The sequence below is a fragment of the Sorangium sp. So ce448 genome (assembly GCF_051520915.1).
GTDB classification, from domain to species: domain Bacteria; phylum Myxococcota_A; class Polyangia; order Polyangiales; family Polyangiaceae; genus Sorangium; species Sorangium cellulosum_B.
The window spans coordinates 4,878,595-4,902,927 of the sequence record NZ_CP150343.1 but is presented as its reverse complement, the minus strand read 5'-3'; the positions used below and the strand labels follow the sequence as shown (position 1 = coordinate 4,902,927).

Annotated in this window: 14 protein-coding genes; 7 read left to right on the top strand and 7 right to left on the bottom strand. The window is 71.3% G+C overall.

Going from position 1 to position 24,333, the window contains the following annotated elements; genetic code table 11:
- Window positions 1-3: 3 nt before the first annotated feature.
- Complete coding sequence (locus tag WMF45_RS18425; protein ID WP_437718182.1) at window positions 4-3,390, bottom strand: protein kinase domain-containing protein; 3,387 nt, start codon at window positions 3,388-3,390, stop codon at window positions 4-6.
- On the bottom strand, window positions 3,387-4,838 hold the full coding sequence (locus tag WMF45_RS18420) for a sigma 54-interacting transcriptional regulator (protein WP_437718181.1): 1,452 nt from the start codon (window positions 4,836-4,838) through the stop codon (window positions 3,387-3,389). The genes WMF45_RS18425 and WMF45_RS18420 overlap by 4 nt, the downstream gene beginning before the upstream one ends.
- A gap of 305 nt (window positions 4,839-5,143) precedes the next feature.
- Between WMF45_RS18420 and WMF45_RS18415 the strand changes: the two genes are divergently transcribed.
- Window positions 5,144-7,051 (top strand): M6 family metalloprotease domain-containing protein, encoded by a 1,908-nt coding sequence (locus WMF45_RS18415; RefSeq protein ID WP_437718180.1) that lies wholly within the window; start codon window positions 5,144-5,146, stop codon window positions 7,049-7,051.
- Here WMF45_RS18415 and WMF45_RS18410 read toward each other — a convergent pair.
- On the bottom strand, window positions 6,999-7,958 hold the full coding sequence (locus tag WMF45_RS18410) for a LysR substrate-binding domain-containing protein (RefSeq protein WP_437718179.1): 960 nt from the start codon (window positions 7,956-7,958) through the stop codon (window positions 6,999-7,001). The two genes, WMF45_RS18415 and WMF45_RS18410, sit on opposite strands and share 53 nt — an antisense overlap.
- Window positions 7,959-8,081: 123 nt before the next feature.
- On the opposite strand from WMF45_RS18410, the gene WMF45_RS18405 reads away from it, so the two are divergent.
- Window positions 8,082-8,930, top strand: a complete 849-nt coding sequence (locus tag WMF45_RS18405; protein WP_437718178.1) for an oxidoreductase — start codon at window positions 8,082-8,084, stop codon at window positions 8,928-8,930.
- Between the two features lie 49 nt (window positions 8,931-8,979).
- Here the strand turns inward: WMF45_RS18405 and WMF45_RS18400 are convergent, their stop codons facing one another.
- The gene (locus WMF45_RS18400; protein ID WP_437718177.1) at window positions 8,980-10,077 is read right to left on the bottom strand and encodes a hypothetical protein; all 1,098 of its coding nucleotides are present in this window, start codon (window positions 10,075-10,077) and stop codon (window positions 8,980-8,982) included.
- A gap of 182 nt (window positions 10,078-10,259) precedes the next feature.
- Between WMF45_RS18400 and WMF45_RS18395 the strand changes: the two genes are divergently transcribed.
- From WMF45_RS18395 to WMF45_RS18385, 3 genes are all read left to right on the top strand, one after another.
- Complete coding sequence (locus WMF45_RS18395; RefSeq protein WP_437718176.1) at window positions 10,260-10,847, top strand: LysE family translocator; 588 nt, start codon at window positions 10,260-10,262, stop codon at window positions 10,845-10,847.
- Window positions 10,848-10,850: 3 nt separating this feature from the next.
- Window positions 10,851-12,290: a PLP-dependent aminotransferase family protein gene (locus tag WMF45_RS18390; protein ID WP_437718175.1), complete on the top strand. Its 1,440-nt coding sequence runs from the start codon at window positions 10,851-10,853 to the stop codon at window positions 12,288-12,290.
- A 546-nt stretch (window positions 12,291-12,836) separates the two neighbouring features.
- Complete coding sequence (locus WMF45_RS18385) at window positions 12,837-13,964, top strand: Kelch repeat-containing protein (protein WP_437718174.1); 1,128 nt, start codon at window positions 12,837-12,839, stop codon at window positions 13,962-13,964.
- Between the two features lie 61 nt (window positions 13,965-14,025).
- Here the strand turns inward: WMF45_RS18385 and WMF45_RS18380 are convergent, their stop codons facing one another.
- A complete protein-coding gene (locus tag WMF45_RS18380) occupies window positions 14,026-14,709 on the bottom strand; it encodes an O-methyltransferase (protein ID WP_437718173.1) in 684 nt (227 codons plus the stop codon).
- A gap of 130 nt (window positions 14,710-14,839) precedes the next feature.
- On the opposite strand from WMF45_RS18380, the gene WMF45_RS18375 reads away from it, so the two are divergent.
- A complete protein-coding gene (locus tag WMF45_RS18375; protein WP_437718172.1) occupies window positions 14,840-15,751 on the top strand; it encodes a LysR family transcriptional regulator in 912 nt (303 codons plus the stop codon).
- A 163-nt stretch (window positions 15,752-15,914) separates the two neighbouring features.
- On the opposite strand, the gene WMF45_RS18370 is transcribed toward WMF45_RS18375, so the two are convergent.
- On the bottom strand, window positions 15,915-16,229 hold the full coding sequence (locus WMF45_RS18370; RefSeq protein WP_437718171.1) for a hypothetical protein: 315 nt from the start codon (window positions 16,227-16,229) through the stop codon (window positions 15,915-15,917).
- Between WMF45_RS18370 and WMF45_RS18365 the strand changes: the two genes are divergently transcribed.
- Window positions 16,186-17,607, top strand: coding sequence for a glycosyl hydrolase family 8 (locus WMF45_RS18365; RefSeq protein WP_437718170.1), 1,422 nt, complete (start codon window positions 16,186-16,188; stop codon window positions 17,605-17,607). The two genes, WMF45_RS18370 and WMF45_RS18365, sit on opposite strands and share 44 nt — an antisense overlap.
- Before the next feature lie 400 nt (window positions 17,608-18,007).
- Here the strand turns inward: WMF45_RS18365 and WMF45_RS18360 are convergent, their stop codons facing one another.
- The gene (locus tag WMF45_RS18360) at window positions 18,008-24,331 is read right to left on the bottom strand and encodes a DEAD/DEAH box helicase (protein WP_437718169.1); all 6,324 of its coding nucleotides are present in this window, start codon (window positions 24,329-24,331) and stop codon (window positions 18,008-18,010) included.
- Window positions 24,332-24,333: the final 2 nt, after the last annotated feature.

The window sequence follows — 24,333 nt, the reverse complement described above, 5'->3', positions numbered from 1 at the left end:
CGGTCAGGGCGCGGCCGGGTCGGGCGCCGGGCCCGCGAGCCGCCGCGCCTCCGCGAGGCGCGCGCCCTCGGTCCGGGCGCGCAGCGGGTTCGCCAGGAGGGCCGCCTCCAGGGCCGCGGCCCCGCGCTGGGCGGCCTCCCGCCGGGCCGCCACGTCGGGCGCGGACGCGGCCGCGGCGCGCAGCAGCCAGAGCCCGCCCTGGGCCACGAGCGCCCGGTCGAACCGCGGGTGGAGCCCGAGCGCCGCGTCCGCATGCCGGAGCCCCTCCGCGATGTCGGCGGCGGCGTCCCCCCCGCGGTCCGCCCGGTGGGCGGCGCGGGCCTCGTGGATCTCGGCCAGCAGCGCGGGGAGCCGGGGATCGACGCGCTGCCCGCCGAGCAGGGGGTCGAGCACGGCGAGCGCCGCGTCGAGCCGCGCCGCGTCCGGCCGGCCGCGCTGCGCGCTCCACCGGTAGGCGAGCAGCTCCACCTCGGCGCGCTGCAGCCGGTCCGACACGTCCCAGGGCGCCACCGCGATCTGGCGATCGAGCGCCTCGCGCGCGATCCGGATCGAGGGCGACGGGTCCTCTCCCCGCGCGACCCCGACGCGCGCCTCGAGCACCGCCAGCATCGCCCGCAGCGACTCCGGGAAGGCTGTCGCGCCCGGCGCCACCTCGCGCGCGCTCGCCCGGACGCGCGCGAGCGCCGGGCCGGGATCCGCGCCCGCGTCGAGCGCGTGCAGCGCGAGCGCGTGCTCCAGCCAGACCCGCCAGTAGGGCGCCCAGCCCCAGGAAGGGTCCTTCTGATGCATCGCCTCGATCACCTGCTGCGTCCGCTGGACCGCCTCCTCGGGGGAGCGGCCGGCGCGGACGAGGTGCTCTGCCTCGTAGACGCCGGTGACGAGCCGCGAGGTGCGCGCGCCGTCGAGGCCCGGATCGAGCGCGAGGACCTGGTCGCAGCGGGCCGCCGCGCGCTCGAAGGAGCGGCTCGGGTCGCGGCCGTGCAGGGAGTCGTGGCGGCCGAGCTCGGCGTGGACGGAGCAGAGCTCGGCGAGGGCCCAGGCGAAGTCGGGCTCGCGCTGGAGCGCGGCCTCGTAGCCCTGGATGGCGCGCTCCAGGTCCTCGCGCTGGTCGCGGCCGAGCATGTCGGCGTGGTACGCCCGCGCGCGGGCGACCGCGGCGGCGACGTACCGGGCGAAGGCGTCGTCCGGGCTCCTGTCGAGCGCCGCCTCGGCGCGCGCGGTGGCGGCGCGCAGGGCGGCCTCGGCGTCCTCGCCCGGCTGCATGCCGCTCGCGGCCCACCAGGCGAAGCAGTTGTGGACCCAGGCGAGCTTGACCAGCGCCTCGGGGCTCCGCGGGCTCGCCTCGATCGCCCGCTCGCAGGCCGCCCGCGCGCGCTCGAAGCTCGGGCGCATCGAGTCGCCGCGCTTGCCGGCGGCGTTCATGGTCTGGGTCCAGAGCTCGCACGCGGCGGCGTGGACCGAGGGGTCGGACCGGCCGTGATCGGCGGCGATCCGGTACGCCTCGGCGGCGCTGTCGAAGTAGCCCTTCATCCGGTCGAAGTCGAAGGCGGCGGCGTCGTGGCGGTGGCGGCTCCCGAGGGCGAAGAGCACGTCGCCCTCCAGCTTCTTCGCCTCGTGGAGCCACGGCGCCGCCGCGAACGCCTCCCGGGCCCTCTCCAGCGCCTCGTCGTGCCTGCCCTCGGCGAACGCGAGCAGCCCTTCCACGTAGGCGGGCGCCTCGATGGCGCCGTGCGCCGGTGCCTCGCCGGCGCCGCCCAGCGCCGCGCGGAGGTGCCCGACCGCCGGGGTCTTGTACTCGACCTCGAGCGCCGCGATCCGGGCCTCGCGCTGCGCCGGGTCGCGGATGCGGCGGGTCTCCTCCAGGGCGCGGCGGTAGAGCTCGGAGAGCGCCACGCCGGCGGCGTGGTCGAGCCCCGGCGATCGGTACCCGGCCCGCTCGGCCGCGCGGAGGTGGTCGAGCGCGGCGCGCGGCTCCTGGAGCGCGAGCAGGCCGCGGCCGAGCGCGTACTCGCCGGGGCCGCGGCCGCTCTCGCCCGCCTGCGCCATCCGGGCCTCGACGGCCCCGAGCCGGGCGCGGACCACGTCGCGCTCGCGCTCGACGTCGTGGAGCGGCATCGCGTGGGCGGCGCGCAGGAAGAGCTCCATCTCCTTCACGGTCTCGCCGAGCTCTCGCGCGAGCTCCGCCTGCTCCGCGGCGGCGTGCCGGCCGCGGACGAGGAGGCCGGCGACGACCAGCGCCGCGAGCAGCAGCGCGGCCGCGCTCGCGACCGCCGCCCGGTGCCGCCGCGCATGCCGGGCGAAGCGGCGGCCGAGGGAGGCGCGGCGCGCGAGCACGGGATCGCCGTCCAGGAAGCGCTGCAGATCCTCGCCGAGCGCGCGCGCCGACTCGTAGCGGGCGCCGGGCTGCTTCTCGAGGCAGCGCATCACCACCGCCTCGAGATCCCGGGGGATGTCGCGGTCCAGGGTCCGGAGCGGCGGCGCGTCCGCCTCCAGCACCTGGCGGAGCACGTCCATCACGGTGCCCCCGGCAAACGGCGGGCGGCCGGCGAGCAGCGCGTAGAGCGTCGCTCCCAGGCCGTAGACGTCGGTCCGCCGATCGAGGGCGTGCACCCGCCCCGCGGCCTGCTCGGGCGCCATGTACGCGGGGGTTCCGAGCAGGGCGCCGGTGAGGGTGGACCCGCCCTCCCCCGCCTCGCGCGCGATGCCGAAGTCCATGAGGTAGGGGCGGTAGGCGCCGTCGGTGTCCCGCTCCAGCATGACGTTGCTCGGCTTCACGTCGCGGTGCACGAGGCCGAGCCGGTGCGCCTCGTGGAGCGCGGCGGCGATGGCCCGGGCCACGCGCACCTTCTCCTCGAGGGTCAGATCGCCGCGGGCGTCCTGGAGGGAGGGGCCGTCGATGCAGCGCATGACGAGGAAGGGCACGTGATCGGCGACGCCTGCCTCGTGGACCTCGCAGACGTTCTCGTGGCGGAGCCGCGCCTGGGAGCGCGCCTCGCGCAGGAAGCTCCCGTCGATCTGCGCGCCCGCCGAGAGGAGCTTGATGGCGACCCGCCGGCCGAGCCGGAGGTCCCGCGCCCGGTAGACGACGCCCATGCCGCCGCGGCCGAGGAGGTGGAAGTCCTCGAAGCGGGCGTGGAGCGAGGGCGGTACCGGCGAGGGTGGGATCGACGAGGGCGCGGCGGACGTGGACCCGCGCGCGGCGGCGGAGCGCCGGCTCTCCTCACCGAGGCCAAGATCGGACGTGGCCTCGGGCGCGCCGGGCGTGGCCTCGAACGCGGCGGGCGATGCCCCGGGCGTGGCCGGGCCGGTGACGGTCGCGTCGTCGCGCCCGCGCCGCGGCCACGGCGGGGCGTCGACGCGGGGCTCGTCACCGTCCACGGGCAGGATCATCGGGCCCGGAGGCCGTGGCGCTGGATCAGCCTGTGGACGAGCTGGCGCGAGACGCCCATCGCGTCGGCCGCGTGCGAGATGTTGCCCCCGTGCTGGCGGAGCTTCTCGGTGACGTAGGCGCGCTCCAGCTCCTCCAGCACGACCTCCCGCGCTTCGGGCAGCGGCAGCTCGAGGAGCCTGCGGAGGCGCGCATCCCCGGGCTCTGCCGGTGACGCGCCGGAGGGCGCAGCGCCCGACGAAGCCGCTCCGGAGGGCGCCGCGCCCGAGGGATCGGGCCGCGTCGCTTCCACGCTGGCGCTCCCCCGCGGCGCCGGCGGCGCGGCGCCGATGACCTCGTGGAGCAGCTCGGGGAAGAGGACGAGCCGCGCGACGGTGTTCCGGAGCTCGCGCACGTTCCCCGGCCAGTCGTACGCCTCCAGCAGCGGGAGCGCGCCCGGCGGCAGGTCCGCGAGCGCGCGCGGCGGATCCCGCGCGACCAGGAAGCGCTCGACGAGGAGCGGGATGTCGTCCTTGCGCTCCCGGAGCGCGGGGACATGGACCTCGACCACCGAGAGCCGGAAGTAGAGATCGGCCCGGAACGAGCCGTCCTGGGCCTTCGCGCGCAGGTTCCGGTGCGTGGCCGCCACGATCCGCGCGTCGAACGGGAGCCACTCGTTCGATCCGAGCCGCCGGATCTGCCGCCCCTCGATGGCGCGGAGGAGCTTCGGCTGGAGCTCGAGCGGGAGCTCGCCGATCTCGTCGATGAAGAGCGTGCCCCGGCTCGCCTGCTCGAGCAGCCCCGGCCGCGCCGCCGCGGCGCCCGTGAACGCGCCCCGCGCGTGGCCGAAGAGCTCGCTCTCGACGAGGTTCGGGGCGATGGCGCCGCAGTCCACGACAACGAACGGGCCGTCCTTGCGGCGGCTTTGCGCGTGGATCGCCCGCGCCAGCACCTCCTTGCCGGTGCCGGACTCCCCCAGCAGGAGCAGCGTCTCATCGGTCGGCGCCGCGCGCTCCAGCCGGGCGAACAGCGCGCGCATGGCGAGGCTCCGCCCCGCCGCCTCGCCGAACGCGTCCGCGGCGGAGAGCGGCAACACCGCCGCGGGCCCCGCGGGGCCGGCGACGATCTCGGAGCCGCCGACCGTGGCGGGGACGCCCGGCGGGAGGAAGGCCTCGCGGATCCGGACGTCGCGGATCAGCGTGCCGTTCTTGCTGCCCAGGTCGCGCAGGAGCACACCCTGCTCGGTCAACCGGATCTCGCAGTGCCTGCGCGAGGCGCGTGGATCGGCGAGGACCAGATCGCAGTCGGCGCCCGCGCCCACGAGGAGGGGCCGCAGATCGAGCGGCGCGGTGAGCGTGCGCCGGTCCGGGAGGGTGACGGTCACCGAGACGGCCGGGAGCCGGAGAGAGCGCCCCTCATCGAAGCTCGTGAGCGTGCAGGCCTCCCCGGGATCGTCGCCCATGATCGCCATGGTGCCCCTGGAGGGGGCCGCGTCAACCAGGAACCAGCGCGCCCGCGGGCCGCGTCCGCGCCTGCACCGCACGGGCACGCGCACGGGTGGAGCGCCTGCAGGACCGCTGTCACGCCGCCGCAACAGCGCCCGTCGCGCGCGCGTGACAGCTGTCCCGGCCGCGTGTCGGCGCGGGGCGACGCGTGCGCCGGCGACGCGCGGATCAGCCTGGAAACGCGGCGATTCGCGCTTCTGACCGATTCCGGCACATGCGTTGCGATGCGCTCCTCGAACGCGGCGAAACGCGGATTGAGGAGGATGCGGACATGACGTCTCGAAACAGCGGCGCGGGCAACGTGGATCACCAGGGGATCGCCGGCGCGCGCCGAGCGGCGCGGCTCGGGCTCGTCGCGCTCGCCGTGCTGGCGAGCGCCGTCTCGGCGAGCCGCCCTGCGGCCGCGGTGAGCGCCGAGCCCGGGCTGCGCGAGATCCAGCTCGACGCGACCGGCGCGACCTTCCGCGCCGAGGTGATCGGCGACGAGCACTTCGATTACCTCCGGATGGCGGACGGCACCGCCGTCGTGCTCAACGACCTCTCGGGCGACTACGAGGTCGCCGAGCTCGGCTCGGACGCGCGCGGCGCCCTCAGGCTCGTCCCCTCCGGGGTGCTGGTCCGCGATCTCCGCGGGCACGGCGGCCCCGTGGATCCGTCGTTGCTCCAGCGCATCGACGACGAGGCGCTCGATACCCTCTGGGAGGCCGAGATCGCACATTCCCGGGGCGCGCTCTCGTTCGCGGCGAATCCGACCGTGATCTCCGGGATCCGGCGCCCCTTGCTGACCATCCTGCTGGAGTTCACCCAGGGGGGCGGGCTCGCCACGCCGGGCGCGTTCACCGGCAACTTCGACACCGACCTCGCGTACTGGAAGCAGACGATGTACGGGAGCCTCCCTGGCTCGGTGAACCATTATTACGCCGACATGTCGCGCGGGAAGTTCTCCTTCACCCGCGCGAAGGAGACCCAGGGCACCGCCAACGACGGCATCGTCCGGATCAAGCTCCCGTTCGCGCACCCCAACAGCAAGAAGGATTTCTCCCTCCTCCAGCTCTACCTGAAGGAGGCGCTGGTGCTGGCGGATCCCTTCGTCAACTTCGCCTCTTACGACACCAACGCAGACGGCAAGGTCCGCGGCGACGAGCTCAACACGGTCTTCATCGTGGCCGGCTACGAGACAGCGAACACGAGCAAGACGCCCTCCATCTGGGCCCATGCGAAGGGCTTCGAGGACCCGATCACCCTCGACGGGAAGGTCCTTACCGGCTACGCCGCGCTCGGCGAACGGCAGATCCACGCCGTCCGCGGCGTGCCCACCACGATGCCCGCCACGGTGGGTGTCATCGTCCACGAGCTCGGGCACTCGGCGGTCGGCCTCCCGGATCTCTACAAGGGCCCTACCCCGCTCGGTTCATGGTGCGTGATGGCGAGCGGGAGCTGGGGGAGCACGAGCGGCTCGCCCGCGGGCTCGGTGCCCGTGGCGATGGGCGCCTGGAGCCGGATCAAGGCCGGATTCCTGGCGCCGACGGTGATCGAGCCCGGGTCCCCGCCGCAGGACATCGCCATCGTCCGGACGGCCGGCGCGGAGTTCCTCGGGCAGGGCGTCGCGCCGACGATCTACAAGATCGAGACCTCGGATCCGGACCAGTACTTCCTGATCGACAACCGCCAGAACGAGGGATACGACAGCGGCCTGCAGCGCTGGTTCGACTTCGATGACGTCTCCGGCGGCGTGGCGATCTACCGCGTCGACGAGGCCAGGAAGGCGGGCGCCGGGAAGATCGCTGTCATGGCGAGCAACCCGAGCTCACCGAGCTCCCTCGCCAACCTCTACAACGAGGAGGGGGGCCGCACCTTCACGCCGTTCACCGACCCGAGCAGCGACGACGCGGACGGGCAGTTCACGGGGCTCTCGGTCACGGATTTCAACGTCTCCGGGCCGATCATGCTCGCGCACGTGAGCTATGTCCCCTTCGCCTGCAACGCGATCACCGCGTCCGTGGCGGAGCACGAGATCCACGGCCGCGCCCACAAGCAGATCGTCGACCTCGGGGACGACCAGATCTTCCTTGGATACCGCACAACGGGTGTGCAGCAGGCGCTCGGGTTCGACGAGGACGAGATCGTCACGCTCCACGTGGAGGCGCCCGGGATGTGGAGCGTCGGGGAGTGCGACTGACCCGCCTGGCCTCCTGCCCGCGGAAGCTCGTCACGGTCTCGATCAGCGCGCGGAGCTTCGGCTGCTCCTGCGTGCGCGCGGGGAAATAGAGGCAGAAGCCCGGCCCCTTCGTGATGAACGCCTCGAGCACGCGCTCCAGCCGTCCCTCCGAGAGGTCGCGCTCGATGGCCTGGTCCGGCACGTAGGCGAGGCCCGCCCCCGCGCACGCGAGCGCGACCATGAGCCCGATATCGTCGGTGACCACGCCGCCGGGGACGTCGACCGTGATCGTCTTGCCCCGGCGCTCCAGCTCCCAGCGATAGACGACGCCGCTCGCGAGGAGGCGCTGGCGGATAGCGCGATGGCGGACGAGGTCCTCCGGCGCGCGCGGCCGCCCCTCTTTCGCGAGATAGGCCGGCGAGCCGACGATCGACCACGACGAGTGGTTCGAGATCGGGACCCGCACCATGTCCTTCTCCACCGCGTCGCCGAGCCGGATGCCCGCGTCGAAGCCGGAGGCCACGAGGTCGACGAAGGCGTCGTCGAGCGAGACCTCGATCGACAGCTCCGGGTACGCCTCCCGCATCTGCGCCACGAGCGGCGCGACGAGCCACGCGCCGCTCACGCGCGGCGCGGTGAGGCGGAGGTTCCCGGAGGGGCGCCCGCGGTAGTCGCCGAGCGCGGCGAGCGCGTCCTCGACGTCGGCGATCGCGGGCCGCAGGCGCTGAAAGAGGCTCTCGCCCGGCTCCGTGAGCGCGACGCGCCTCGTCGTCCGCTGGAACAGCACAACGCCGCACCGCCGCTCGAGGAGCTTGATCTTCTGGCTCACGGCGGTGGGGGTGACACCGAGCGCGGCGGCCGCGGCGGTGAAGCTCTTGAGGCGGCCCACGGCGAGGAACGTCGTGAGCCCGTCGAGCGCGTCGGACATGCTGGATTATGAACTGAGAGTTCATAAAGCATCAACGGTTTCGCGCATTCTCTTCATGCTCGGGATGGTGCATCTTCCGTCGTGTGAGGGGCGCAGCGCCCCGGCCACGAAGAGGAGATCCCCATGGACACGAGCAAGCACGAGCGGGTGTGGTTCATCACGGGCGCGTCGCGCGGCATCGGCGCGGAGATCGCGAAGGCGGCGCTCGCCGCCGGCGATCGGGTGGTCGCCACCGCGCGCGATCCGAAGAGCATCACCGACCGCTTCGGGCGGTCCGAGGCGCTCCTCCCCGTCGCGCTCGACGTGACGGACGAGGCGTCGGTCGCCGCCGCGGTCGAGGCGGCCATCGCTCGGTTCGGCCGGATCGACGTCCTCGTGAACAACGCCGGTTACGGCGTCATGGGCGCGATCGAGGAGACCTCGGGCGACGAGGTCCGGCGCGTCTTCGAGACGAACGTGTTCGGCCTGCTCGCGGTGACGCGCGCCGTGCTCCCGCAGCTCCGGAAGCAGCGCGCCGGCCAGATCTTGAACATCTCGTCGCTCGGCGGCTACCGGTCGGGCGCCGGGTTCGGCGTGTACTGCTCGACGAAGTTCGCCGTCGAGGGCATCTCGGAGGCGCTCCACACCGAGCTCGCGCCGCTCGGCATCGCGGTGACGATCATCGAGCCGGGCTACTTCCGGACGGAGTTCCTGGAGGCGAAGTCCGTCGTCGAGACGGGCAAGGTCATCGCCGATTATGCGGAGACCGCGGGCAAAGTCCGGAGTTACGCAAAGACGGTCAGCCTCCAGCAGCCCGGCGACCCGGAGCGGCTCGCGCGCGTGGTCGTCGAGCTCGCCCGCGCGAAGAATCCCCCGCTCCGCCTCCCGCTCGGCAGCGACACCGTCGCTGCGATCGAGGCGAAGAACGCGTTCGTGGCGCAGGAGCTCGCCGCGTGGCGCGCCGTCTCGGAGTCGACGGACTTCCCGAAGTGAAGCGAGGTTGACACCCCGGAGGCGCGAGGGCGCAGGGAGAGACGGGGGGTCACGCGCCCGCCGTGTCCGGGTCGTTCACCACCAGGGATCTCGCGCAGGCGAAGGCGTCGAGCATCCCGGCGACGGAATGCGCGAAGAACCTGTCCTCCGCGCGCTTGCCGTCCCTGTAGACAACGAGCTTGACCGGGCCGGTCTCCGCGCCCCATTCGAGATCGATCGTGTACCGGCTCGTCCCCTTCTTCACGATACGACGGGTGATGCGCCGCTCCCGGGCCTTGAAGTCGGGACACCAGCCGTCGTGGGTGATCCCGATCCTGTCGTGGTCCTCGGGAGAGAAGGCCGGGTCGCGCATCGCCTCGACGGCGGTGCGGTAGAGCGGATCGTTGGCGCGGAAGTCCGCGAGCCACGCCTCGTACCGCTTCCGCTCTTCCTCCTTCGCGCTGCGCCTCGCCTGCTCCTGCTCGGAGATCCACTCGCTCTCGAGGACGAGCTTCAGGCCGTCGCGCCGGAACGTCAGCATGGCTGCGATCGGCTTCTCGGCCGCGTCGCCGCTGGCCTCGCCGTCCGATGCCGATTGATAACAGACGATCGTCCCGTCGGCGTTGAAGGCCGGCGGGCGCCGATCGGCGTCGATCGGCACGGGCGCCTCGATCTCGGGCCATCCCGACATCGGGTCCGAGAAGTCGAAGAAGCGAAACTCGTACGGGCACGCCCAGATGCACCCGTCGACGACGAGCATCGCGGCCGGCGGCTCGAAGCGCGTCTCCGCCCAGCAGAAGGCGATCCCCTCCTTCGCCTCGTCCGGCAGGTGGTCGCGGCGCCTCCCGGTATCGAGCTCCACCACGGTCTGGCCCTGGTAGTCCTCGCCGCACACCAGGTAGTCGTGGCCGTTCGGGTGCCCCTCGACGAACAGGAACGGGAACGCGTCGAGGTTCCGTCGCACGACGGCGATGGGGTCGGCAGAGGCGGTCCTGGTTACCTCGCCCTGGGCGTAGTCCCAGCCGCCACGTCCGGTCGAGAAGCTCGACACCACGAGCCTGTACTTCCCCGTGGGGCTCGAGATCTCGCGGCGCGAGCCCTCCCGCTCGTTCTCAGGTCGGAAGAACGCCGCCTTGTCGGGCGCGCCTGCCTCGGATTCGTCCGTCATATCTCCTCCGCGCCCCCGGCCTCATCCGGCTGCGCTGATCCGAGTGTACCCCGCGCGCCGGGCCCTTCGCTGTACCGGTCGCGCGGCTGACACAGTGCTTTCGTGGGGCGCGTCCCCTGTGCCTTCACCGGCGAACACCGGCTCCTTACGCTCCGGGCCATCCCCGACCGGAGCGATCTGCGATGACCGAGCTGCTGCCCCTCCTGACCTATTGCTTCGTGATGTCGAGCACCCCTGGGCCGAACAACATGATGCTCACCGCCTCGGGCGCCAACTTCGGCTACCGCCGATCGCTGCCGCATCTCCTGGGCATCGGCGTGGGCGGCGCGGTCCAGACCTTCGTCTCGTGCCTGGGCCTGGGCGCGCTGTTCGCCGCCTACCCGGCGCTGCACGGCGTGCTGCGTGTGACCGGCGCGCTGTACCTGCTGGTGCTGGCGTGGAAGCTGACCGGCTGCGCCGCGGTCAAGGGCGCCGAAGTGCCGCGGCCCCTGTCGTTCGCGCAGGGGGCGCTGTTCCAGGCCGTCAACCCGAAGAGCTGGGTCAAGGCGATCACGGTGGCCTCGGTGTTCATGCCGTCGGGCATGGGCGCGGCGAGCGGCGCCCTGCTCGTGTCCGTCGTCGGCCTCGCCATCACCTTTCCGTGCACCTCGGCGTGGGCGCTGTTCGGCGTGGCGATCCGACGATTGCTGACCGATCCGCGACGGCACCGGCTGTTCAATGGCATCATGGCCGGCGCGCTGGCGGTGCTGGCGCTCCTGCTCCTGCGCTGACCCATGTTCTCGCTCGACCGCGACTCCGCCGTTCCCTTGGCCGACCAGATCGAGGCGCAGCTGCGCGCGCTGATCGAGGGCGCGCGGCTGCCGCCCGGCGCGCGGCTGACGTCGATCCGCCAGCTGGCGGGTCAGCTCGGCGTGAGCCCCAACACCGTGGTGACGGCCTACGATCGGCTGGCGGCGGCGGGGCTGGTCGAGTCGCGCGGCACGGCCGGGTTCTTCGTGTGCGAGGCGGCGTCGGCCATGCCGAGCGAGGCGTGGCTCGAGGCCGGGGAGGAGCAGGAGCCGGTGTGGCTGGCGCAGCAGTCCAACGACCAGCGCGCCGGCGTGCTGCTGGCGAGCAGCGGCGCCCTGCCGGCGAGCTGGCTGAGCGACGCTATCCCGGCGACCGTGCTCCAGCGGGCGCTCGCCAGGAGCGACGCCGGCATGGCGGCGCGCTGCCCGCCGCAGGGGCTGCCCGAGCTGCGCGAGCGCATCGCGACGCTGCTACGCGCGCAGGGCATCGCGGCCGACGCGGGCCGCGTGCTCACCACCTGGGGCGGCACGCACGCGATCGACCTGATCTGCCGAGGCTATCTCCAGCCAGGCGACGCGGTGCTGGTGGAAGACCCGGGCTATTTCCTGCTGTTCGGCCGCCTGCGGCAGGCGGGTTACCGCCTCGTGCCTGTGGCGCGAAGGCCAGACGGCGTGGATCTGGGGGCGCTGGAAGCTGCGTGCCGCGAGCACCGGCCCAAGCTGATGTTCCTCCAGAGCGTGCTGCACAACCCGACCGGCTGGGGCTCGAGCGCCGCCAACCTGCACCGCGTGCTGACGATCGCGCACCAGCACGGTGTCCTCATCGCCGAGGACGACGTGCACGGTCACTTCCACCCCGGGCACCCGACGCGGCTGGCGCAGCTCTCCGGGCTGGACGGGGTCGTCTATTATTCGAGCTTCTGCAAGGCGCTGAGCCCGGCGCTGCGCCTGGGCTACATCGCGGCCGAGCCGGGGCGGCTGAAGCCGCTCCTGCGCGAGAAGATCTACTCGGTGCTGACGACCGGCGCGCTGAACGAGCTCGTGCTCCTGGAGGTGCTGTCGGCCGGCAGGTGGCGCAAGCACATCGACCGGCTGCAGCAGAAGCTCGGCGCGGCACGGAACGCAGCGGCCCGCCGGCTGAGCGACGCCGGCGTGCTGCTGGACCACCCAGGTGAAGGCGGGCTGTTCCTCTGGGGCACGGCGCCGCGCGGGGTGGACGTCGACGAGCTGGTGAAGGACGCGTACCTCAACAAGATCCTGCTGGCCCGCGGGGCGACGTTCATGGCGGAGGGGGCGGGAGATCCGCATATCCGGTTCAATGTGGTGTTCAGCCAGGATGTGCGGGTGGCGGAGTACCTGGCGCAGCGGTTTGCGGCGGTGGCGAGCGCGCGGGGGGCGATGGCGAGGGCGGTAGTGGGGGTATAACGTGCATAGGTGTTGACCAAGCTCGTTCGGTCGCCGAAGCCCGCACCGCTCCACCATCGGTCACCAACGTTTACGTGAACGTGGTCGTAAACGTGGTCGTAAACGTGAACGTGGTCGTAAACGTGGTCGTGGTCGTTCACGGCCGACCGTTGACGACCACGACCACGACCACGACCACGACCACGTTCACGACTACGTTCACGTTCGGATGTAGGAGAACGCGGCGCGAAGCTTGGTTAACGCCGATGGGTGATATAGAGCGCAGGGCGCCTCATGGGGACGGCTCGCCCGGCCAAGCGAGCCCCGTTCCGGCTTACACGACCATCTGATATGGTCTTCCGTTGCGCTCCATGGCGCCTCCCCGGCCGGGGACGGTTGCCCCTCCCCCAGCTCCTGACGAGGTCCTACATGTCCACCATCGGCCGTCGCCATCATCGTTGTCTTGTCCCCTTCCTCTCCCTCGCCGCGCTCGCGGTCGCGGGCTGCGGTGCCGGGGCGGAGCCTGAACCCCCCGCCGCGGATGTGCTCGAGGAGGCAGCGCTTGAGGTGAGCTCAGCGCCTCTGGGCAACCACCACGCGAAGAAGAACAAGAAGTGCCGCCGCCACGTCGGCGTCCACGCGGAATGGTCGTCCGTGGCGCCGCTGCCAGAGGCGCGAGAGCGGCATGTCGCCCTGCTCATGCCGGACGGCCAGGTGATGGTGGCCGGCGGAAGCGGCGATTACCCGTACCCCACGACGGTCGATTTCTATAATCCCGCCGCTGACACGTGGACGACCGGTGACACGCTGCCCTACCCCATGTCCCCCGTGGGCGCGGCGCTCCTTCAGGACGGCAGGGTCCTCTTCAGCCCGGGCGGGCTTGTCTATGATCCGATCACGGGCGCGACGGCGAGCGTCCCGCTCACGCCCGGCGAGGCGGCCCGTGGTTGGGAGTTCGCGTATACCGCGCTCACCCTCCTGCCAGACGGGCGGGTATTACGCACGGGCGGCAGCGACGACGACAGGAGCCTCAAGGAGGCCGTGATGTACGATCCCGCCACGAACACGTGGTCCAGCGCAGGGTCGATGTCGGTGACCCGCTATCTTCATACGTCGACGCTGCTCCAGGACGGGCGCGTGCTCGTCGTCGGCGGCTACACGTTGAACGGCAACGAGATGCCCCAGGGCCGCACCAGCGTGGAGATCTACGATCCGGCCACGGGCACCTGGACGGCGGCGGCGCCGACGAACCTGCCCCGCATGCAGCACACGGCCACGCTCCTGCCGAGCGGGCGCGTGCTGGTGGTCGGCGGCGGCGGCAGGATCTACGGCGGCACCGAGGAGGAGATCGAGATCCTCGTCGATGCCGGCGAGACCGCCGAGATCTACGATCCCGCAAACGACACGTGGACGCTGACCGCGCCGCCGAACTTCCTCCACACGTGGGCGTCCGCCGTCGCGCCCATGTCCCACGGCCGCGTGATGGCCGTGGGCAGCGACGGCGCCGAGATCTTCAAGGAGGCGAACGGCAGCTGGACCCCGATCGATGAGCCGGTCCAGAGGGGCTTCCACACCGCGACGACCCTGCAAGACGGCTCGGTCCTCATCACGGGCGGGTATGACGCGACGTACTTCAGCAATCCGCCAACCCTCGCCAGCGTGGAACGCTACGGGGGCTGCAAGAAGAACCATTGATGCGCGCGCGCCGCCGCGCGCCGCTCGCCCTCGCGCGAGGAACGGAACGAGGCGGCCTGTCTCACGCCTCGCGCTCGCGCCCGTGCCAGCAGGAGACCTCCAGCCTGTCCCCCAGCGGAATCTCCACCGACCCGTAGCCGCTGCCCGCGCCGCGCACGTACTCCAGGTACGGCCGCAGGTCGTCCGGCGCGATGTCGAGATCGTCCGCGACGATGAGCGCGCCCCTCCGCAACCGGGGCTCGAGCATCCGGAGCACCGGCAAATAAAGGTTCTTCCATCCGTCCAGCAGCACCAGATCGATCGGCCCCTCCACGTCCCGCAGCGTCACCAGCGCGTCTCCCTCGCGGATCTCGACGAGATCGCCGAGCCCGCTCTCGTCGAGGTTCTGCCGCGCCCGCCGCACCTTCTCCGGGTGCAGCTCGCTGCCGATCACCCGCCCGCCGCCGCCGTCGCGGATGGCCGCGGCCAGGAACACCGTCGAGATCCCGAACGACGTGCCGAACTCCACCACCGTGCGCGCCCGCGCCGCGAAGGCGAGCAGGTGGAGCAGCCGCCCGACCTCGCGGGAGACCGGCAGATACGCGTCAGCGAGCGTGTGGGCGAGCGTCTCGGGGTCGGGTCTCGGGCCGAGGCGCTCCCAGTCGGCGCGGACGCGGGCGATGATGCCCGGATCGCCGCTGTCGGCGTCCTGGAAGAGGCGGTCGAGGGTCCTTAGAACGCGCGGCGAATCGAGCGTCGTGCTCATGATGGCATGTCTCCTCCGGGCAGGCGCGGCGACGGCTCCCCTGCCCTCGCGGCTGCCCTTGTCGACACAGAACCTGCGCCCGAACAGACATGACTTCCAGTGCATGTACGGTAAGGTATTGCTGCGTCCCATGCACTCCATGGATCTGAACCTGCTCGTCGCGCTCGACGCGCTCCTCGAGGAGGAGAGCGTCCTCCTGGCCGCGAAGCGGATGCACCTCAGCCCCTCGGCGATGAGCCGCACGCTCGCGCGCGTCCGCGAGGCCGTGGGCGACCCGATCCTCGTGCGCGCCGGCCGGCGGCTCGTGCCCACGCCGCGCGCCGCCGAGCTGCGCCCGCGCGTGCGCGCGGTGGTCGCCTCGGCCAGCGCGGTCCTCCGCGAGCGGGGCGCGCTCGACGTCGCCGCGCTCACCCGCAGCTTCGCCGTCCGGACCAGCGACGGCATGCTCGGGCTCGTCGGCGCCCCGCTCCTCGACGCGCTGAGGGCCGAGGCCCCGGGCGTCACCGTCCGCTTCCTGCCCGAGGGCGACGAGGACGTCGCCGCGCTCCGGGAGGGCCGGATCGATCTCGACCTCGGCATCATCGGCGACATGGGCCCGGAGATCCGCGTGCAGGCGCTCGTCAGGGACCGCTTCGTCGGCGTGGTGCGCCGCGGCAGCCCGCTCGCATCCGGCAAGGTGACGCTGGAGCGGTTCGTCGAGCACGCCCACCTCGGCGTCTCCAGGCTGGGCAAGACCTGGGGCCCCATCGACGAGGCCCTCAAGAAGAAGGGGCTCGCCCGGACCACCGCGGCCGTGGCGTCAGGCCACTACGCGGCGCTGTGCCTCCTCGCCAGCTCCGACCTCGTCGGCGCGTTCCCGTCGAAATGGCTCGCGCACGCCGCCCCGCGCTTCGATCTCGTCACTTTCCCGCTGCCCGTGACCACGCCGGCCATCACCATCGCGCAGGCGTGGCACCCCCGCTTCGACGCCGACCCGGCGCACCGGTGGCTGCGCGACCGGCTCCGCCGCGCCTGCCGGTCGCTGGCGGAGTTCAGGGCGTAGCCGCGCCCGGTCCAGCGGCGCCGATTCAGGGCGTGTGAACGTCGATCATGTCGACCGCGTCGACCCGTGAGCGAGCAGCGCTGTGACGTGAAGGCGATCCCCTTCGACACATGAAAAGATGCCGGGATCACGCGACTTTTCCAGAAGCGCCGGATCGCGGTTGTCACGGTGTCCTCTCAGCCCGAGGCAGGCCCGGCAGTTGGGACTTGACGCCTCCGAGCGGTTGGATTTCCTTCTCGCCCAGTAGCGTCATCACGTGGACGTCGCCAGCGATGTTCACGCCGAGCGCGTCCTCACAGGATGCGAGCTCGAACACGAGGACAGCGATGAACTTGCGAATGCTAACGTCTCCCGTCGCATCGGCATGGTTTGCGGTCACGGTGATCGCCTGCGCGCCCAGCAACCAAGGCACCCAGGTCGGCTCGCCCGATCCGGTGAGCTCCGCGAACCCCGCCGGCAGCGCCGCGCCGGCCAGCACCGCGACCCCGAGCGGCACGGCCCAGGCGCCCGCCCCGGCGGAGCCCGCGCCCCTCGGTCCGCCGCTCAAGCCCGCTGCCAAGGGAGCGTTCGCCACGGGGGAGTACCGCAACCTGTTCGCCGAGCTGGGACACAAGCCCGAAGAGATCGACGCGAAGATCGCGAAGGCCTACGAGCAGCTGTTCCACGGCGATCCCAAGGAGCAGGCCGTCCTGTTCCCGGCGGGAAAGAACGCGAACGGCCCCAAGGCGTACATCATGGACATCGGCAACAACGACGTCCGCTCCGAGGGGATGTCGTACGGCATGATGATCGCCGTGCAGGTCGATCGCAAAGACGACTTCGACGCCCTGTGGAACTGGGCCAAGTCCCACATGTTCCGCGCGGATCCGAAGCACCCTGGCTTCGGCTACTTCTCGTGGCAGATGCGCCCGGACGGCACGGCCATCGATGAGAATCCGGCCCCTGACGCGGAGGAGTATTTCGCCACCGCGCTGCTGTTCGCGTCCAACCGCTGGGGGAACGGCAAGGGGATCTACGATTACAAGAAGGAAGCCTTCGCCATCCTCGACGCGATGAAGAACCGGAAGCCGATCACCGGGCCGGTCAACAAGGACAAGCGCAAGACGACGCTGCACTCGCTCTTCAACGCCGAGCACAAGATGGTGCGGTTCACGCCCGACGCGGACAACTTCGCGAAGAACGGCGATCACACCGATCCGTCGTATCACCTGCCGGCGTTCTACGACGTCTGGGCGGCCTGGGGCCCCGAGGCCGATCGCGCGTTCTGGGCCGAGGCGGCCAAGGTGAGCCGCGATTACTTCGTCAAGGTGACCCATCCGAAGACCGGGCTCGCTCCGGATTACGCCAACTTCGATGGCACCCCCAAGGCTGCCTCCTGGGACGCGGGGACCGCCAACTTCCGTCAGGACGCGTTCCGCACCGCGATGAACTGGTCGGTGGACGCGGCGTGGTGGGCGAAGGATCCGCGGCAGACCGAGCTGAGCGATCGCCTCCTCGCGTTCTTCGAGGCGCAGGGCCCCAAGTACAAGGGCAACTTCACCCTCGAGGGCAAGCCCACCGTCGACTACGACTCGCTCGGGCTCGTGTCGGCAAACGCCGTCGCGGCGCTGGCCGCCACCCATCCGCGGGCCTGGCGCTTCGTCGAGGAGCTCTATCAGCGCGAGGCGCCCACCGGCAAGTGGCGGTACTACGACGGCATGCTGTACACGATGTCGCTGCTGCACCTGAGCGGGAAATTCCGCATCATCACGCCGCAGGCGCACGCCGCGGCGCCGGCTGCCGCAGCGAAGGCGCCTGCTGCCGCTGCTGGGAAGGCGCCGGCAGCGGCGCCTGCTGCCGCTGCCGCGAAGAAGTAGCTCGGCAGGCGTGGGGGCGCTCGGATCACTTCGATGATCGCGGGCGCCCAGCGCCGATTTGGCCAGCATGCCCTTCAGCTGCTCCTGACCGCTGGACGCCGACGAGATCATGGCCCGGGGAAGCCGTCGAGCCTTCCATCTATCCGCCCGGAACTCGCAAAAATCGACCTGCTCCCCGATGTAGCGGCAAGGGGCCAATGATCTGAGACTTCAAGGTTGTCCGTTCAGGTCCCCGAGGCTCGCCAGCTCGACTTCCGCGTCGTCCCGATGGGTCCCCCCGAGCTCCGCGGCCACCCTCTCCGGCCGGTAAAGCGCGTCCCGAACGCAGCCGCGAGCCACGAAGACGCGGGCACGGGCGCCAGAATCGAGTACCGCGTGCCCCCGTTTCATCGCGTGGCGCTCATTCTTCCTTCACCACGACGTAGCTCTCCCGCGTCAGCCGCGCCCGTCGCCGCCTGTCGAAGGCGATGAAGTCGAGACCGCGCTCAAGCAGCACCACGAAACGCGAGCCGTCCTCCCGGGTGCCCGTAATGGCTCGCTGATGAAGGCGTGCCAGCGGATCGCTCGGCAGTGCCAGCGGCTTCCATCCCGAGTTCCCTGCGATGCGCGCGATCCGCGCCTTTTGCTCAACGGCGCTGAGCGTCCGGTGATGCCCGTGCCCCTGGTTCTCCTTCTCAGAGATGGGCGCGTAGGTTTCGACCTCCAGGCTCTGGCAGCTACGCGCTCGGAAGAACGTCGCTGCCTCTTCGAGCAGCGTGAGCTGCCAGTCGGTCTGTAAGTAAGGATCGACGATCCGAAGCGTGCGGATAGGTCGATGGTTGAGTGCTTCACCCGAGGCATTGACGAACCAGCGGACGAAGGTCGCGTCCGCACCCTGCTGGCCCGCGGGCACGTTATGGACGATGATGCTCGGGGCCGCTTCGTCCGGCTCGAAGTCCGATGCGGCGCACACCCGCGCGGCAGCGACAAGCGCCGCCACCCGCTCCCGGGCTGCCTGCGCAGCCGCGCGTCCCACGGTGCGAAACACCCGGCATTTCTCGCGTAGCCACCCAGGACCGAGCTCGTCCGCGTCATGCATTTGCTCCACAAGGAACACGTCTTCGGAATCGGGTGCACCGGACGACAGCTTCCAGGCAAAATCCGCGGCGGCGCTCGGCGACACCTTCCGCACTTCCACCTTGCCCATTTCGATCGCCAACCGCAGCCGGAGCGCAGTGATGCGCTCCTCGTCCGAGTTCGGATCCGGCAGGCGACCGAGCACCACACGTGCGCGCCCTGGGCCGTCGGCGTGCCGCACAATCCAGCGCAGCCAGCCATCGTCCGCCATCGCCTGCCGACCGACGCTGGGCGCCACGACGGTGATCTCCACGGTCGGCAGCCGCGCAAGACGCTCCCGGACCTCGACGCCGCCCCGGAACACCGGCTCGACCGGAAGCCCGTCTCGCTCAGCCCGCTTCTCCAGGAGCGCCCAGCCGGGATCAAGACGGTCGAGCAGCTTGCGGCGCCGCAGGAGCGGCTCGTAACGCTGCGTCTCGAACGCGAGCAGGCACCGGTGACATGCCGTCGTGCAAGCAGGGTTGGAGCACTGCAGCCGCTGTCGCGCCGCGTTGATCAGATCCTGCCAGCGCTCCCGCAGCGCCCGGCAGTGGCCCACCCCGCCGGCCAGCTGATCGTACAGGATGACATCGTAGACGAAGCCTTGACCGACACCCCGCGGCGAGAGCAACCCGCTGACCTCGCGCGAATCGACCCCCAGCACCTCGCCCGCTGCGAGCTGGAGCGCCACCATCCACGTCGTGGCAAGACGCAGCCCATCCTCCCCGCCGGGGAGCGCGAGCGCCCCCTTCAGCTCGATCCGGAGCGTCTCCGTGCGCAGATCGCCAGCGAGCACCATGTGGCGCCAGTAGTTCCCCTTGTTTTCGCAGCGCCCCTTGCCACGCAGGCGTTGATGCTGCTCGAGCGCCCTGGGCAGCGGGTCGAATTTATTACCCTTCTTGTCGGTCCCTGGCAGCTCCGTCTCGGGCTCGGCGCGGCCACAGAGGTAACAGATGGCATAGCCGTATCCGTGCCGCTGCGCGCCCACCGCGGCCGAGCTCGCGCTCGCTCCGCTTCGATCCGATTCCACGAGCGACCCTTCAGTGCGCACCAGGATCGACCCCTCCTCGTCGTACGCCAGCGCAAGACCGGCGCTCACCTCTGCCGTGGGGCCTCCCTCGCGGGTTGCGTACACAGCCTCCGTCACCGGGCGCAGGGCGGTCCTTGCCCCGCCGGCCCACCGTTGCGGCCGCCGCCCCCACTGCACGGCGAACCCCAGCTTCGGCTGTATCACCGGGATCTCCCGCAACCCCGGCTGCTGGCAGGTCTTGCACGCCTTCTCCAGGCCACCTTGGTTGCGAGCGAAGTGGAACTGTCCGCAGTTCGGGCACAGGCCGATGACCCGCTGCGCGATCACGCCGGGCGCGTCCGTACCGGTCCAGTGCCGGAGGAGACCGCGGGAGACGTGCACGTGCTTGCCCGCGATGACTTCGGCGCCCGGCGCGTACTCGCTCAGCGCGAGCGCCACGTCGCGCTCGAGGCGGAGGCGCGGCTGCGAGAACGACCGGCTCTCCCCCCGGCTCTCGTCCCATCGCTCGACGAGCGGCACCACCTGCACCGGGAACCCGTACCGCGGCAGGAACTGCGCGACGGCCAGATAACTGAGCAACGACTCGCTCGCCAGGTCGTCCCGCTGGTACTCCAGCGCGCGAATCATCCCGCGATCCTGCGCCGCCTCCGGCCTGGCCCGCTCGGCGTCGAGCTGCGCGTTCAGGGCGCGAAGCTGGCGGCGCACTTCAGCGGCAATCTTCTCGATGTGCGTCCAGCAACGGTCGGCGATGTCGTCCATCGACATGCTTGCCAGTGCGGTGCGCGCCGTCAGCGCCCGCACCTGCGCGACGAGCGCGATGTCGGCGATCGCCATGTCCACCAGCCAGGCGACGAACGCGTGACACATGGTCTCCTGCTTGACGTCGACCCCGAGCGTCTTCCCGATCCGATCGCCGACCGCGGCGTCGAGGTGCTCGACCGCGGCGACGGCGTCCTCGAAGAACGCCTTCACCGAGCCGAAGACGGTGAGGGGATTCTGGGCGCTCACGCCGGCGTCGAAGTGCTGGAAGAACCGCGCCAGAAGGTGCGCATACACGTGGCGTCGACAGATCCGGGGACTGTCGAGCTTGACCGCGGGGGGTGTGATCGGGAGCTTGAAAGGGCGCTCCGGATCAGCGAAGGCCGCCTGATCGAACGGCCGCGGTCGCGCGAACGTCAGCACCAGCGCCGTGCCCTCCGCGCGGCGGCCGGCGCGGCCAGCACGCTGCAGGTAGCTCGACGGACCGGGCGGGACGTTGGTGAGGAACGTGGCGCTGAGGCCGCCGATGTCGACGCCGAGCTCCATGGTGGTCGAGCACACGAGCGCATTGCGCTCGCCCTGCTTGAAGCGAGCCTCGCTCTGCTCCAGGTCTTCCGGGAGGATCTGGGCGGTGTGCTCCTCGGAGTTCAGCCCGAGGAGCTCCGTTCGGCCCTCGCCCACCGCACGCGCCACGATCCGGTCCCGGTCATCGAGCTCCTGTCCCGGCGAGACGCGGGCGAGCGTGCCCTCGCAGTGGCTCGTCGGGCAGACGTCTGCCACCGCACGGGGCCACGAGGTCCGGCACAGGCGACAGCGGTAAAGCGGCCCCGCGCTCGACCGCCGGAAGCGGAGCAGGTGGAACACGATGTCCAGGCGCCCCGCCTCGTCCCGGCGCCGGATGGGCGACACCGACTGAGATTGCTGCTGCCCCACCGGCGCCACGCGGTCGAGCGCGTCCCAGACCTCTTCGAGGACCAGCACCGTTGTCACCGCAGCGGGCGCGCCCAGCGCCTCCAGCACCCGCGCCACGTAAGCCAGCCGGCGGCTCTCGTTCGCGGTCACCCCGGCGCCCGATGGCATGAGCGACACCGGCGTCTTCTCCCACGTACTGTCGGCGGCGTCGTCGTTGGTGTCTGCGCCGGCCTTGCCCTTCCGATGCTCCTTGACCATCGGGCGGTCGATGAGTCGGCGCGGGAGAAAGTCATCATGGATCCCGACGCGATGGACCGTGCATGCGCCATCGGCGCGCATCGTGTCCAGCAGGGTGGCAACGAGCGCGCTCCACACCTCGTCGGGGAACAGCCGGCGCACGTCCGGATGCTTGGGCGCGGGAAAATCGATCCCGTAATCGACCACCACGACGCCGTTCGCCTCCAGGTTGCCGAGGCGTCCAGGGCGGCGCGAGAGCTCGCGGGCAACGAGCATGCGAGCCAGATCCAGCGCGCTGGCGGCGTCGTGGTTGCTGAGCTCTCGGAGGTCTGCGTGGTCGCGAATGGCCGAGGCCAAGCATTCGAAGTCGACGCCCTCAGCGGCGGCGGCCGCGCGGGCCGCAGCAAGCTTGACCTTGAGGCGGGCCGCCTCCTCGAAGTCGTCACGCTCCACGGCGGCCACGATGTCCCGCTGGAGGGCAGAAACGCGGCCCGATTCCCCCCGGCCGGCGCAAGCGTCGAGCGATTCGACGAGGATCCGGCGGGCGAGCAGCGTATCATGCGACTCCTCCACCTTCGCCGCCAGCGACGCGGCCACCTGGCGGTTATCGGCGAAGAGCAGGAGGCGTCTCCCCTCACCGCGCAACCAGCGACCGGCGGCGACGCGGTGTCGCGGGAGTGACGGATACACCCCATCGATCAACACCTGCAACGCCGCGTCGGTGCCGACCTGGACGCGCCGGATGACGGGCAGCGCAGGTCGCTGGGAATCGCAGCGGGGGCAAGCTACACCGGCGAGCGTCCGGTCGGGCCCCTTGAAGTTCCCGCCCGGGAATCGCCACAGGCGCCGGCCGTCCGCGGCGCCGAGCCGGCAGGGTGCCGAGCTGGTGTCGACCCACCGCTGTTCCGGCGCTCCGTCCGCCGTGGGGAAAGGGCTGCCATCGTCCCAACGATCTCTGAAGCAGAACAGGGCCACGTCGCTCCTGTCCTCTTTCCGCTTCCCGCCGCCGGAGCCCGCCTGCCCGTGCACCCGCTGCGGCACCAGCGCCGGGAGACCATCATCGCCAGCCCCTTCGAGCCCGAGCACGAACGACTGACCGCAGGATTCGCACACGCGCAGCTCGTAGACGCCGCAGCCGCACCCGCACCGGCCTACCGGCTCGGTGTACAGCGTGCCGAGCGCGCCCCGAATCACCGCCTCGGGGCACTGGCCATTGAGGCAGGCGTAGACGCCGTGCGGTCCGCGCGCCGTCGCATGGATGCGCACGGGCAGGAGCGGGATCTCGCTCGCCGCGCTGCGGGCCAGCGCGAGCACCTCGAGGACGCGGTGAGCAGCCCGCCGCCGCACGCCCAGATCACCGTCCTTCCCGAACAGAACGTCGGCCAGCTTATCGATGCGGGTGGCGGCGTCGTTCAGATCGCCACGCAGCTTGCGTACCCAGGTGAGCGGCTCCAGCGCATCATGGAGCAGGCGCGCGGCCGGAAGGTCATCGCGCGTCCGGAAGCCGGGGCGGAGCACGTCGACCACCTGTTGCGCCCGCTCACGGGAGACCTTCGAGCCGTCGAGCTTGACCTCGACCTCGCCGTCCACCACCTCGTCCACGAGCGTCGCGAAGTCGGTGTCGAGCGCCGCCACCGCGGCGGGCGCAGGGAGGGACATCTCGACAGGCGAGGTCTTCGCCTGGGGGACGACGCGCCGCCCCTCGATAGGCTCGACGTCGGAAGGGGCCTTGGAGAGCAAACTCGCGGCGAAGGAGCGGAGGAGCTCCCGGCCGTCCGAGATCCCCTGGTGCATCGTCGCCGACGTGGCGATCCCCTGGACCGCGCTCGGCTCCGCGATCCCCCAGCGAAGCCAGGCGCGCCGCATGAGGAGCGTGAGTTCGGCCGCCATCGCGCCGGCATAGACGTGCGCCTCGTCGATGACGACCATCTCCGGGCACGCGAACCGGTCGCTGAAGATGGGCGCGTCGGCCGGTCGGACGAGCGCGTACTCCAGCATCGAATAGTTCGTCACCAGGATGTGCGGCGGCCGCTCGCGAAGTTGCTCGCGCGAGATGAGCTCCGCGTGCGGCACGGGCAACCCGAGCTTCTTGAGCTTCCGTTCGGCCTCTTTCGTCGTCTCCGGCAGGCGGCTCGTGTAAAGGCTGAAGCGGATGGTCGGATGGTCGCCGAGAATCGCCCGCAGCCGATCCATCTGGTTGTTCACCAGCGCGTTCAGGGGATAGAGGAGGAGCACGCGTACGCCGGGGCGCTTCAGGTCCGGATCGCGAAGGAGCTTGTCCATCGCGGGGAAGAGGAAGCACTCGGTCTTGCCGCTACCCGTGCCCGACGCGACGACGAGCGATTTCCCCTTCCGGTAGTTCTCGATCGCCTCGACCTGGTGCCGGTAGAGCGGGCGGTCGGCCAGCCATTGTGCCTCGCCGCGCGCGGCCTGGAGCAGCGCCGGGAGATCGCGGTGCACGATCCCTGCTTTCGCCAGCTCGCCGGTCGTCATCGGGCCGAGGCTGGGCAGCTCGAAGGGAAAGTTCGCCTCCACGACGGGAGGCGCGACGAGCCCGAAGTCCGTGATCGCCTTGTGGACCGCATCGTCGAGCGTCGGATCGCGGAAGCGAAACGAGGACCGAACGAAGCTCGTCATCTCTGCCAGCGCCCGCTCATTGGCGGCATAGGCGTCCAGTTGATACCTGCTCATCG

Coding starts and splice junctions, on each gene's coding strand:
- WMF45_RS18425 (WP_437718182.1), bottom strand. CDS start 3,390: ATGATCCTGCCCGTGGACGGTGACGAGCCCCGCGTCGACGCCCCGCCG.
- WMF45_RS18420 (WP_437718181.1), bottom strand. CDS start 4,838: ATGGCGATCATGGGCGACGATCCCGGGGAGGCCTGCACGCTCACGAGC.
- WMF45_RS18415 (WP_437718180.1), top strand. CDS start 5,144: ATGACGTCTCGAAACAGCGGCGCGGGCAACGTGGATCACCAGGGGATC.
- WMF45_RS18410 (WP_437718179.1), bottom strand. CDS start 7,958: ATGTCCGACGCGCTCGACGGGCTCACGACGTTCCTCGCCGTGGGCCGC.
- WMF45_RS18405 (WP_437718178.1), top strand. CDS start 8,082: ATGGACACGAGCAAGCACGAGCGGGTGTGGTTCATCACGGGCGCGTCG.
- WMF45_RS18400 (WP_437718177.1), bottom strand. CDS start 10,077: ATGACGGACGAATCCGAGGCAGGCGCGCCCGACAAGGCGGCGTTCTTC.
- WMF45_RS18395 (WP_437718176.1), top strand. CDS start 10,260: ATGACCGAGCTGCTGCCCCTCCTGACCTATTGCTTCGTGATGTCGAGC.
- WMF45_RS18390 (WP_437718175.1), top strand. CDS start 10,851: ATGTTCTCGCTCGACCGCGACTCCGCCGTTCCCTTGGCCGACCAGATC.
- WMF45_RS18380 (WP_437718173.1), bottom strand. CDS start 14,709: ATGAGCACGACGCTCGATTCGCCGCGCGTTCTAAGGACCCTCGACCGC.
- WMF45_RS18375 (WP_437718172.1), top strand. CDS start 14,840: ATGCACTCCATGGATCTGAACCTGCTCGTCGCGCTCGACGCGCTCCTC.
- WMF45_RS18360 (WP_437718169.1), bottom strand. CDS start 24,331: ATGAGCAGGTATCAACTGGACGCCTATGCCGCCAATGAGCGGGCGCTG.